This is a genomic window from Rhizobium sp. CNPSo 3670 (assembly GCF_057784555.1).
Genome location: NZ_JBXSOL010000016.1, coordinates 1 through 11439, shown reverse-complemented (window position 1 = coordinate 11439; position 11439 = coordinate 1). Strand labels below are relative to the sequence as shown.

At 59.9% G+C, this 11439-nt stretch carries 10 protein-coding genes; 8 read left to right on the top strand and 2 right to left on the bottom strand.

Going from position 1 to position 11439, the window contains the following annotated elements; genetic code table 11:
• The first annotated feature begins 19 nt into the window (after window positions 1-19).
• A complete protein-coding gene (locus tag AC13QO_RS17845) occupies window positions 20-469 on the top strand; it encodes a hypothetical protein (protein WP_488541412.1) in 450 nt (149 codons plus the stop codon).
• Here the strand turns inward: AC13QO_RS17845 and AC13QO_RS17840 are convergent.
• Window positions 466-726, bottom strand: coding sequence for a hypothetical protein (locus AC13QO_RS17840; RefSeq protein WP_198175448.1), 261 nt, complete (start codon window positions 724-726; stop codon window positions 466-468). The two genes, AC13QO_RS17845 and AC13QO_RS17840, sit on opposite strands and share 4 nt — an antisense overlap.
• Before the next feature lie 450 nt (window positions 727-1176).
• Between AC13QO_RS17840 and AC13QO_RS17835 the strand changes: the two genes are divergently transcribed.
• From AC13QO_RS17835 to dusA, 6 genes are all read left to right on the top strand, one after another.
• Window positions 1177-1563 carry a GNAT family N-acetyltransferase gene (locus tag AC13QO_RS17835; protein ID WP_085778541.1) on the top strand — a complete coding sequence of 129 codons (387 nt, stop codon included), beginning with the start codon at window positions 1177-1179 and terminating at the stop codon, window positions 1561-1563.
• Window positions 1564-1947: 384 nt separating this feature from the next.
• On the top strand, window positions 1948-4743 hold the full coding sequence (locus AC13QO_RS17830; protein ID WP_085778542.1) for a metal-binding protein: 2796 nt from the start codon (window positions 1948-1950) through the stop codon (window positions 4741-4743).
• A 65-nt stretch (window positions 4744-4808) separates the two neighbouring features.
• A complete protein-coding gene (locus tag AC13QO_RS17825; protein WP_085780103.1) occupies window positions 4809-6929 on the top strand; it encodes a calcium-binding protein in 2121 nt (706 codons plus the stop codon).
• A 224-nt stretch (window positions 6930-7153) separates the two neighbouring features.
• A complete protein-coding gene (locus AC13QO_RS17820) occupies window positions 7154-7621 on the top strand; it encodes a DUF3828 domain-containing protein (protein ID WP_488541411.1) in 468 nt (155 codons plus the stop codon).
• A 691-nt stretch (window positions 7622-8312) separates the two neighbouring features.
• Window positions 8313-8525: a cold-shock protein gene (locus AC13QO_RS17815; protein ID WP_003540801.1), complete on the top strand. Its 213-nt coding sequence runs from the start codon at window positions 8313-8315 to the stop codon at window positions 8523-8525.
• Between the two features lie 184 nt (window positions 8526-8709).
• The gene (gene dusA / locus AC13QO_RS17810) at window positions 8710-9711 is read left to right on the top strand and encodes a tRNA dihydrouridine(20/20a) synthase DusA (protein WP_488541410.1); all 1002 of its coding nucleotides are present in this window, start codon (window positions 8710-8712) and stop codon (window positions 9709-9711) included.
• Between the two features lie 136 nt (window positions 9712-9847).
• On the opposite strand, the gene AC13QO_RS17805 is transcribed toward dusA, so the two are convergent.
• On the bottom strand, window positions 9848-10804 hold the full coding sequence (locus AC13QO_RS17805; RefSeq protein ID WP_488541409.1) for a S1C family serine protease: 957 nt from the start codon (window positions 10802-10804) through the stop codon (window positions 9848-9850).
• Between the two features lie 528 nt (window positions 10805-11332).
• Here AC13QO_RS17805 and AC13QO_RS17800 point away from each other — a divergent pair.
• On the top strand, window positions 11333-11439 hold a 107-nt coding region (locus tag AC13QO_RS17800), incomplete at its 3' end, for an alpha/beta fold hydrolase (protein WP_488541466.1).

Sequence of the window (11439 nt, the reverse complement as noted above, 5' to 3'; positions counted from 1 at the left end):
AGCACAAAGGAGGGCGCCGATGTCCGAAACCTTCCCGCGCTATGTCCCCGCAGATCCTTATTGGCAGCCCTCCCCCGACGTCGCAGACAGTGCGGTCTCCCTGCTAAAAGCCATCGCCACCAAAGCGGACGAAGTGACTGCAAGCTTCGAAGATGAGGTCAGATTCTACGATCCCGGCGAGAACTGGTCCGGCGTGGAATGCAGCGCCTGCGGCGCGGACGCCGAGGAATGGTGGGGAGACGCCATGGATACCGCTTCTGCCGATGGCTTCAAAGACCTGAACACCGAAGCCCCCTGCTGCGGCGGCACCGTCTCACTGAACGACCTGCGTTACATCTGGCCCGCCGCGTTCGGCCGCTTTGCGCTTGATGCGCGAAATCCGAATATTACCGATACGACTGAGGAGCAGGATCGGAAGATGGCCGGGTGTGTTGGCATGCCGCTTCGGAAGATATGGGTACGCGTTTAGGTTCTCGCCGGGCGCTTGCCAATAGTCGCTTTCGCGATTTGCCTAACGCCGAGAATTAAGGCTTCCCTCTTTGCAGGTCGGCCGTGCGCCTTGATGTCGAGATAGGTGCAGAGGAATTCCGCCACCTCGTCTGCGATCGCATCGATGACATCAGGCTTTCGGCGCTTGCCGATCTCATAGCCGCCGAAGTCCCGGATCCGGCGCTGCGTCTGCTGCGAACAGCATTGTTGCGAACGATCGTAACAGCGTTCCGGCATCGTCTGGCATGCTTGTCCTCTCCTCGTGAGGATGTCTTGCCGCATGGTTTCGTGAATGGCTCCCGCCTGAGCCGGTGAATGGGGCCTGTTATATCAGGCTCGCGCACGACGTCCCTGACGATGATGGGTAATCCAGCGACGGCGCGCCATTCCATCGGGGAAAGCGATATCCGAGCCCGTGAATATCCCCGCCCCTGACAGCAAATGGGAAATTGCTGATCAGCTCTTCAAGCGAGGTCTTGACGAATATGCGTCCGCACATGGACCTTCTCCGCAGCCGAGTGATTAGATCTTCTTATTATGTTCCGGAACAGGATCCGGTCAACAAAGCGTCAGCTGTGCGCTGCTGGGATACGCTTCCCGTCCGGGACCGATGTGGCAGATCGGTTGCGAAGCGGGCGAAATTGTCGGAAAACACTCCCGGCAACTGATGAGCGAACGGGAGCAGCCATGCCAGAACTGCGCATCGACCCATTTCCCTCGCCCGCCGAACTCACCAGCCTTTGGTCCGCAGCGTGGAACACGCCGGAAGCACCTGACTTCTCCCGCATCCTGCCTCGCAGCCTCGCACACATTGGCGCCTATCACGCCAACAGGCTCGTCGGCTTCGTCAATGTCGCCTGGGATGGCGGCATTCATGCCTTCCTCCTCGATACCTCGGTCCATCCCGATATGCGGCGGCAGGGCATCGCGACGCGCATGGTCAGGCAGGCTACGGGCATCGCCCGCGAGCGCGGCGCTGAATGGCTGCATGTCGATTTCGAGCCGCATCTCGCCGGCTTCTACCGCGCCTGCGGATTTACCCCGACCGCGGCGGGCCTCATCAAGCTCGCATGAGAGGTCTCACTGGAAGCCGTCCTCTTATGGCAGGCGCCAAGCCCGTCATTAGACGGAAAAGCGACACCGACGACGCGCAGTTCGAGTGCGCCCCAGGGGAATACAATTTTCCCGCTTATACGCGAGCTTATCTCCGCACAGGACGCTTGTGAATTAAAAGACTAAAATACGAGTTTTGGTTTGCAAATTCAAAATCCTTCCGCAGAATTTCAGCTTTACCTTTTCGTTAAAAATCAAAGAAAAAATCACAATTTTTCATTGAAAACTTCACTTTCGGTTGGCATAGATCCCCGAGGGGTTGTCGTCCGGTGAACCAGTAAACGGTTCTTTCGGGGATTTTCTCGTTTTTCAGAGTAAAACGCATCTTTTGGAGAAGACTAAAATATGGCCTTGAATATTCTGGATACAAACGGCGCTACAATCACCAACACAGGCGCTGAATTCGAAGCCTACGACGTTATTCGCTACTCTGAAGCCACTCCTTCCGTACCTGTCTCTCTCATCGTCTCCGATTCCTCGGCTGCAGATCTGGCCGACGAGCTGGGCTCGGTATCGGCGAACGTGACCGGCTCGAGCGGCGACAACACGATTACGACGGGTGCCGGCAACGACACCATCTCAGGCGGCGACGGCGCAGACACGCTGACCGGCGGCGCTGGCGACGACACGATCTATGGCAACGCCGGCAACGACATACTGATCGGCGGCGACGGCAATGATCGGATCAGCGATGGCGGTTTTGGCTTTGTGCTCGGACCTGACGGCGGCCTGCAGCCAGAAATCATCGACATTGACGGCGGCGCCGGCGACGATCTGATAACCATTGAGCGATTCGCTCCACTAATATCGGGAACGATTGATGGCGGTGCCGGGATCGACATCTTGCGAGCCTCGGCGCTCCGCGGCCTGACGATCGAGAACGTCGAAGTGCTTGAACTGGCCGATTTCCAGGTAAGCGGCTCGAGCGCGCAGTTCGAGAGCTTTGATAGGATTGTCAGGTCGACCGACCCCTTCTTCAGTTATGACCCCTCGCTAGTGGTGACGGACAGCGCCCATCTCGATCTTTCCGACGAATTAGGAGATCTCGGAAGTCGTGTCCACGGCTTCTCCGGTATCGACGTCAAGACCGGCGACGGCAACGATGAGTTCACGGGCAGCGACGTCAACGACATTTTCGACGGCAGCGGCGGCAGCGACGTCATCAGTGGTCATGACGGCGACGATAAACTGACCGGCGGCGGCGGCAACGACACTATCGATGGCGGCTCGGGCATCGACACGGCTGTTTTCGCCGGCAATTTCGTCGATTATTCCTTCACGGTCGACAATGGCAGCCGCGTCGTGACGAGCGCGCTGGAAGGCACGGATACACTGATAGACGTTGAATTCGCGCGCTTTGCCGATGGCGTCTACGACTTCGCGACGGAAAGCTTCACGGTCAACAGCACCGAGCCGGGAACCCCGCTCAATATCCTGGACACCAACGGCGCCACGATTACCAAGACCGGGGCGGAGTTCGAAGCCTACGATCTCATCCGCGACTCCGAAATCAATCCTCTCGTTGCAGCTCACCTGGTCATCTCGGATTCCGGGACGGTAGACCTTTCGGACGAACTGGGCTCGGGCTCGGCAGATGTCACGGGCTCAGGCGGGGACAATGTGATCACGACAGGCGCAGGCAACGACACCATCGCAGGCGGCGACGGTTCAGACACACTGAACGGCGGCGCCGGAAACGATTGGATCAATGGCGGAGTTGGCAATGACACGCTGAATGGCGGTGACGGCAATGACCACATCTCCGGGGACATCGGAAATGATGTCATCAGGGGCGGCGCGGGCAACGATACGATCGACGATGGTGAGATTTTCGGCCCGAACCCTGAGGTCGTTGAGATCGATGCGGGAGACGGCGACGATTCCATAGCTGTAGAGACATTCGCTTCAATGAATTTCGGAACGATCGATGGCGGCGCCGGAATCGATACGCTACGAGCCAGCTCGCTTCTGGGCCTGACGATTAAAAACGTCGAAGTCCTGGAAACGGCAGGATATACCGTTTCCGGTTCGAGCGCGCAGTTCGAAAGCTTCGACAAAATCGTCTGGTCAACCGATCCGTTCGGCGATTTTCGCGCCTCGGTGGCCGTGACGGACAGCGCTCATCTCGATCTCTCCGACGAACTGGGAGATCTCGGATCTTTCGTCGCCGGCCACGCCTCCGGCATTGACGTCAAGACCGGTAGCGGCGACGACGAGTTTACCGGCACCGACGGCAACGACATTTTTGACGGCAGCGGCGGCAACGATATCCTCAACGGCAATGCCGGCAACGACAAATTGACGGGCGGCGCCGGCAACGACACCATCGATGGCGGCGCCGGTATCGACACCGCGCTCTTCTCAGGCAATTTCGCCAATTATTCCTTCGCGGTGAACAATGGCGATCACATTCTGACGAGCGCCGCCGAAGGCACGGATACGCTGACAGAGGTCGAATTCGCCCGCTTTGCCGATGGCATCTACGATTTCGCCACGCAAACTTTCACGAGCACCAATAACGCGCCAACCAACGTCCAGCTCTCGAAAACCGCCCTCTCCGAGGACACACCGATCTGGACAACGGTCGGTCTGCTCAGCGCCAAGGATGCCGACGGCGACGCCCTCACCTACACGCTGCTCGACGGTGCTGGTGATCACTTCCGGCTGAAGGGCAACCGCATCGTCACCTCGAAGGCGCTAGATTACGAGACGGCCAAGTCGCACACGATCAAGGTCGCCGTTTCCGACGGCAAGGTCACGGTCGAAAAAGACATCACGATCAACGTGCTCGATGTCGATGAGGCACCGGTCAACCAGGCGCCGATCAAGCTCTCCTTCTCGCGCAGCTCAATCTCCGAGAACGTCGCGATCGGCACCTCGGTCGGCCTTCTCTCCGCCGTCGATCCGGAAGGCGGCACGGTGAAGTGGCGGCTGACGGATGATGCCGACGGCATCTTCAAGCTCGTCGGCAACAAGATCCAGACGAAGGCTGCGATCGACTTCGAAAGCACCCACAGCCTTACCTTCACCGCCGAAGCCTATGACGCGGCCGGCAACATCACCAGCCACGACTTCACCCTCGCCGTGAAGGACATTTTTGAGCCGTTGGTTTCAGCCCCGTTGCATGAAGCGCTGATCTAGCCGCAACGCCATTGCCGCCGACGCAGAGATGCGTCGGCAAAATCCATCCTTTTGAAAGTTTCAATATGGCCTTGAATATTCTGAACACAAACGGCGCCACAGTTACCAAGACCGGAGCCGAGTTCGAAGCGTACGACGTCATCCGCTATTCCGCCGCTAATCCTCACGCCAAGGTCAGCCTAGTCGTCTCGGGTTCCGGTGCGGCAGATCTAGCCGATGAGCTCGGGTCGGTTTCGGCAGAGGTCACGGGCTCGAACAGTGACAATGCGATCACAACAGGCGCAGGCAACGACATCATTCGGGGTTATTCCGGAAATGACCAGTTGAATGGCGGCGACGGCGACGACCAGATCAGCGGCGGCGCCGGAAATGACGTCCTCAGGGGCGGTGCGGGCAACGACACGATCGGTGATGGCGATGCTGGTGTTGCCGCTGGCGTGGTCTACGATATCGATGCGGGCGACGGCGACGATACCGTGGTTGTAGGGAACGATTTCTACGGCTTCGCGAATTCCGGGATAATCGACGGCGGTGCCGGCATTGACAAACTGCACGCCTCAGATCTAACCGGCATAACGATCCAGAACTTCGAAATCCTTGAATCGCAAATAGACATTATCGCCACTGCAGCGCAGTTCGAAAGCTTCGACAAGATCACTTACTCCGAGATGCCGGGCGGCGAAAACCTTGCCGTCACACTGAAATTGGCAGACGACGATCATGCCGACCTTTCAGACGAGTTGGGAAGCCGCTCGGCCTACATCAGCGGCATCGGCTCCAGTATCGACGTCAAGACCGCCGGCGGTAACGACGTGTTGATCGGAACTGACGGCAACGACATTCTTGACAGTGGCACCGGTGAGGATGGGATCAATGCGGGAGCGGGCAACGACATCATCAAAAGCGGCGCAGGCAATGACACCATCATAGATGGCGAGTCTTACGGCTACGGCGAAGTCTTCGATATAGACGCCGGCAGCGGCAACGATATCGTGACCCTGACCGTATATGGATCCGGCATCGCGTTCTCGGGAACAATCGACGGCGGCGCCGACACCGATAGCCTGAATGCCGGCAGTCTTGTCGGTCTCACCGTGAAGAACTTCGAAATCCTGGAAACGTTCGAAGGCAACCTTCTTAGTGGTGGCGTGCTTGGTTCGGCCGCGCAGTTCGACAGTTTCGAACAAATCATCCTCTCCCGCGGATCGGTTTTCGAGGACATGATTATCTCCCTGAGGTTGGCGGACAGCGCCCATGCCGATCTCTCCGACGAGTTGGCAACCCGCTCGGTCTCCATCAGCGGCACCGCCTTCGGCATCGACGTCAAGACCGGCGGCGGCGATGACGTCTTCACAGGGACAGGTGGCAACGACACTTTCGACGGCAGCGCCGGCACCGACACGGCAATCTTCTACGGCAATTTCGCCAATTATTCCTTCGCGCCCGACAATGGCGCCCACATCCTAACCAGCGAGCAGGAGGGGACGGATACGCTGCGTGACATTGAATTCGCCCGTTTTGCCGATGGTCTCTACGATTTCGCCACGGAAACTTTCACACGCAACAACAGCGCGCCGACCAATATCCAGCTGTCGAAAACCGCCCTCTCCGAGGATACTCCGATTTGGACCACCGTTGGTCTGCTCAGCGCCAAGGACGCCGACGGCGACACCCTCACCTATACGCTGCTCGACGGCGCTGGCGATCACTTCCGGCTGAAGGGCAACCGCATCATCACCTCCAAGGCGCTCGACTACGAGACGGATCAGTCGCACACGATCAGGGTCGCGGTCTCCGATGGCACGGTGACCGTCGAAAAGGACATCACCATCAACGTGCTCGACGTCAACGAGGCACCGGTCAACCAGGCCCCGATCAAGCTCTCCTTCTCGCGCAGCTCGATCTCCGAGAATGTCGCGATCGGCACCTCGGTCGGCCTTCTCTCCGCCGTCGATCCGGAAGGCGGCACGGTGAAGTGGCGGCTGACGGATGATGCCGACGGCATCTTCAAGCTCGTCGGCAACAAGATCCAGACGAAGGCTGCGATCGACTACGAAAGCACCCACAGCCTGACCTTCACGGCCGAGGCTTATGACGCAGCCGGCAACATCACCAGCCACGACTTCACCCTCGCCGTGAAGGACATTTTTGAGCCGTCGAGCCTGCTGCACGATGCTTTGATCTAATCACGACAGGATTTCTGCCAGACGCCGATATGCGTCATGATCGGCTTTCAACGCCGGTGGGGCTCGCAGTCTTGCGGGCCTCACAGCGGCAATCTAAGGCATTTGCCTGCCGCCACCAGCAGGAGATGCAGAGGGGGCGGCCACGTCGAGACACCTCCGAAAATGCCGCTCCACCTCGACGCGCGTTTCGGCTATGATTCTCTGCTCATCCGAGGAACGTCCGCATGCGTCTGCCCGCTTTCATTCTCGCCCTCGCCGTCTCGGCGTTCGCGGCCGTGCCCGCCGCGGCGGAGACCTACAAGACGCCGAAGGCGCTGCTCAAGGCGCTTTACAGCTACGACACCGACAGGAGCGACGCCGAAGCGCCCTCGCCCTATTCGATCTTCTTTTCCGACCATCTTAACAAGCTTCTCCAGGCCGATCTCGACAATACGCCGGAGGGCGATGTCGGCGCGGTCGATTTCGATCCCGTCATTGCAGGCCAGGACGGCGAGGCGAGCAACGTCAGGATCGGCGAGCCGATCCTGCTGGATGACAGGGCCGAAGTGGAAGTGGAGTTCGAAAACGGCAAAGAGGTGACACTCTTCTACACCCTGGTCCGCGAGCACGGCGGCTGGAAGGTCGACGACATCGCCGATCAGCAGGGCGATAATCCCTGGAGCCTGAGTGCACTGCTGGGGGATGCGCAGTAAAGCCGCAGGCGCCAAAAGAGAGCCCTCCTGGTGAGGAGACCCAAGGGGCCGTCTCGAACCACGAGGGCGGGAGCGCAACTACTTACCTGCATTCCACAAAGCCCCTAGCAGAATCAAGGCAATGGGGCCGGTGAGGCGCCCCCCGTCCTTCGAGACTTCGTCCCGCGGGCTCCGCACCTTAGGGAGAGTGCGGAGCAAAGACGGGACCGGCAACACCAGAGGCAGGCTCTGCGATTCTCTTCACGATGAGGGCTGATCAATGTGGCCTGCCGCTTCGACCGCCGCTCCGCAAAATCCATGCGCGGCCACGTGCCCCTCATCCCGTTTCGGCACGGAATCCCGATATGGCACGTCGGCGCAAGGATCCGCTAACTTTTTGTCAAGTACCTGAATCTTCGGCATTTCCGGTCATTATCAAGGTCATGCCACAATATTGACGCTTGCATTTTGACCGAAATGATGGCACCAATCCACCTACTCGGGCATTTGCATGCCGGTGACTGGACTGATGTGGTATCTCTTCCGTTCCGGAAGGGGCGCGGGAATACCCGCCTGCGTAGACGTTCTTTCCCCGTACGTGACTTCTCCGACTGACCCTTCGTACCCAACCCCAATCGGGACGAAAGCTAAAGCCGTCCGCTTCCTCTCGGGGGCGCGGATAAACACAGACTAAGGGAAAAGGACTATCCCAATGGCCACCAAAGGCACCGTAAAATTCTTCAACCAGGACAAGGGTTTTGGTTTCATCACGCCGGACGGCGGCGCAAAGGACGTTTTCGTCCACATCTCCGCGCTGCAGGCTTCTGGCATCCAGTCGCTGCGCGAAGGCCAGCAGGTTACCTTCGACACCGAGCCGGACCGCATGGGCAAGGGCCCGAAGGCTGTCAACATCTCGGCTTCGTAAGCTAGATTATCGCTTCGGCGGCAGGAACGGCGCTCTGAAAGGGGCGCCGTTTTTGTTTGCCACGCTTGGATTTGTCCATCGCAAGGCCAGGTGTTATATGCGCCTTTAATGATGATCTCGCCGGAGCGGCGATGCAGGGCGCCAACATTGAGGCGCCGCGGCTACAAGGAACAATGGACCGTCGATGACTGAGAAGAGGCCGATATTTGCGGTCGCCCCGATGATCGACTGGACGGATCGGCATTGCCGTTATTTCCACCGCCAGATCAGCCGGGAGGCGCTGCTCTATACCGAGATGGTGGTGGCCGACGCCATCATCCATGGCCCGCGCGAGCGGTTGCTCGGCCATGACCCGGCGGAACATCCGTTGGCGCTGCAGCTTGGCGGATCGGATCCGGCCAAACTTGCGGAGGCGGTGAAAATCGCCGAACCCTATGGCTATGACGAGATCAACCTCAATGTCGGCTGCCCCTCCGACCGCGTGCAATCGGGCACCTTCGGCGCCTGCCTGATGCTGACGCCGGAGACGGTGGCCGAATGCGTCGCGGCGATGAAGGCGATCGCGACCGCGCCCGTGACGGTGAAATGCCGGATCGGCGTCGACGAGCAGGAGCCGGAAGAGGCGCTGCCGGAACTCATCACCCGCGTTCTCGATGCAGGCGCCGACGCGATCTGGATCCATGCTCGCAAGGCCTGGCTGAAGGGCTTGAGCCCGAAGGAGAATCGCGAGATCCCGCCGCTCGACTACGAAATCGTCTACCGGATAAAACAGCGCTGGCCCGATGTGTTCATCGGCATCAACGGCGGCATCCGCACACTCGACGAGGCCGCTCAGCACCTCGCCCATGTCGACGGCGTCATGCTCGGCCGGGCCGCCTACCAGAACGCGGCGATCCTCGCTGACGTCGACCGGCGCTTCTTCGGCGCGCCGGCGGCCGAGCCCGACTGGCAGGCGCTGTGCGACCGGATGATGGCCTATGCCGAGCGCCATATCGCCGGCGGCGGGCGGCTGCAGCAGGTGGCCCGCCACATGGTCGGCCTCTTCACCGGCCTGCCCGGGGCACGGCGCTACCGCCAGATCCTCTCTACCGACGCGGCAAAAAGCGGTGCCGGCCCGGAGGTCTTGGCGGCGGCCTTCGCGGCAGTGGATTTTTCCGGGACGGAGCCGGAGGCGGTCAGCGCCTGACGTAACGAAACGGTGTCTCTCTTTTCACCGCCAAGTCATGGCTGGCGCCTGGAGGGCTCCTTCTCAACGAGCCAGTCGCGGTCGCGCGCTCATTCGGTAAGCCGAGGCTGTCGGCAACGTTTCGTGGCAACAGTCATCATGACCGCGACATCGGCAGCAATATCTTCTTCTCGATCCGGCCGGCTACTGAGAAAACCAAAATCTCGGTCTCCCTGCCGATCTTGCTGCCATCCATCAACCTGACGATATCGTCGACGCCGCCGACCGGGTTGCCGTCGATGGCGAGAATGTAATCGCCCTCCTGCAGCCCGCCTTTTGCAGCCGGCCCCTCCGGTTCGACCCTGCGGACGCGGACGGATGTCGTTTGAACCGTACCCGCCGCGAGCGCAACCCGGCGCGGCAACACGATCGTGTCGCCTGCTATACCGATGAAGGCGCGCCTGACTTGACCATAGCGGAGAAGCTCGGACACCACGAAGTTGGCGGTGTTCGATGCCACAGCAAAGGCGATGCTCTGTGCGCCCTGGATGACGGCGGTGTTGACGCCGATGACCTCGCCGCCGGAAGACACCAACGGCCCGCCGGAATTGCCGGGATTGAGCGCGGCATCGGTCTGGATGACATCCTCCATCAGCCGGCCGCTGGCCGCCCGCATCGATCGGCCGAGCGCCGAGACGATTCCGGCAGTGACGCTCCATTCGAAGCCCAGCGGATTGCCGATCGCGATCGCGATATGGCCCCTGCGCAGCCGCTGGGAATCGCCGAGCCTCGCCCAGGCCCCGGTGCTGGCATTGGCGCGAATGAGAGCGATATCGGTATCGACATCCCGGCCGAGCACCCGGCCTTCGGTGACGAATCCGTCAGGCGTCGTGATGCGAACCACCTTGGCGTCGTCGACGACATGGCTGTTGGTAATGATCAGGCCGTCGGGCGAGACGGCAAAGCCCGACCCGTGCCCCTGCCGGCCACCCGCCCGCTCGATCCGGCTGACCGCCGGGCCGACCGTGTCGACTGCTGCTGCGATCGATTGCGAATAGGCATCGATCAGCGCCCCGTCATTCTGGGGCACTATATCCTTTTCCATGTAACCCATGTTCTGATCCTCAGGCGGCAGACGGCCGTCCCGCCGCCGGCAAAGCAATCGCAGTTGCGATCGTCGCTATGGCGTTGTTGTGAGGATTAGATGGTTGGGCGTCGATCCCTGTTCAAGTGAGCGCCAGCGCGCTGCATCCGCAACAACATAACCGAAGGCGAAACACACCTACCCGAACGTATAGATTGCAAGAACCGGAATAAAGTGGCTCATTGCGGACGTTGCCCGTTAGCTCGGCCGCCTCGCGGTGCTGCCGAGCTAACGTGATGAAGGAAAGTCGCAGGGCGAAGCAGTCGGGCAAGTGCCGCCATATTGCGTCGCCGTCGCCGGTTAACAGGGCACTGAGCGTCCTGACAACTGATCATGCAAACTTCTGTCATATCAATAAAGTAGAACGAGGCATTCAATAACTACTTCCATCCCCGGCGCGACTTTCTTATCCCGTCATTGGCGTCACGGCGCTCGTGGCGCTGCCAATCCCGCCTGCAGCAGCCTTTTTAGTCAGTCCAATTTATAAGGAGCCATGAGATGAATACAGTCACAACCAAGGACGGCGTTGAGATTTTCTATAAGGATTGGGGGCCGAAGAGCGCCCAGCCGATCATGTTCCATCACGGCTGGCCGCTGTGCTCCGA

What these genes read in the sequence shown, in the direction of transcription:
- AC13QO_RS17845 (WP_488541412.1), top strand. Translation starts at nt 20, where the DNA reads ATGTCCGAAACCTTCCCGCGCTATGTCCCCGCAGATCCTTATTGGCAG.
- AC13QO_RS17840 (WP_198175448.1), bottom strand. Translation starts at nt 726, where the DNA reads ATGCCGGAACGCTGTTACGATCGTTCGCAACAATGCTGTTCGCAGCAG.
- AC13QO_RS17835 (WP_085778541.1), top strand. Translation starts at nt 1,177, where the DNA reads ATGCCAGAACTGCGCATCGACCCATTTCCCTCGCCCGCCGAACTCACC.
- AC13QO_RS17830 (WP_085778542.1), top strand. Translation starts at nt 1,948, where the DNA reads ATGGCCTTGAATATTCTGGATACAAACGGCGCTACAATCACCAACACA.
- AC13QO_RS17825 (WP_085780103.1), top strand. Translation starts at nt 4,809, where the DNA reads ATGGCCTTGAATATTCTGAACACAAACGGCGCCACAGTTACCAAGACC.
- AC13QO_RS17820 (WP_488541411.1), top strand. Translation starts at nt 7,154, where the DNA reads ATGCGTCTGCCCGCTTTCATTCTCGCCCTCGCCGTCTCGGCGTTCGCG.
- AC13QO_RS17815 (WP_003540801.1), top strand. Translation starts at nt 8,313, where the DNA reads ATGGCCACCAAAGGCACCGTAAAATTCTTCAACCAGGACAAGGGTTTT.
- dusA (WP_488541410.1), top strand. Translation starts at nt 8,710, where the DNA reads ATGACTGAGAAGAGGCCGATATTTGCGGTCGCCCCGATGATCGACTGG.
- AC13QO_RS17805 (WP_488541409.1), bottom strand. Translation starts at nt 10,804, where the DNA reads ATGGGTTACATGGAAAAGGATATAGTGCCCCAGAATGACGGGGCGCTG.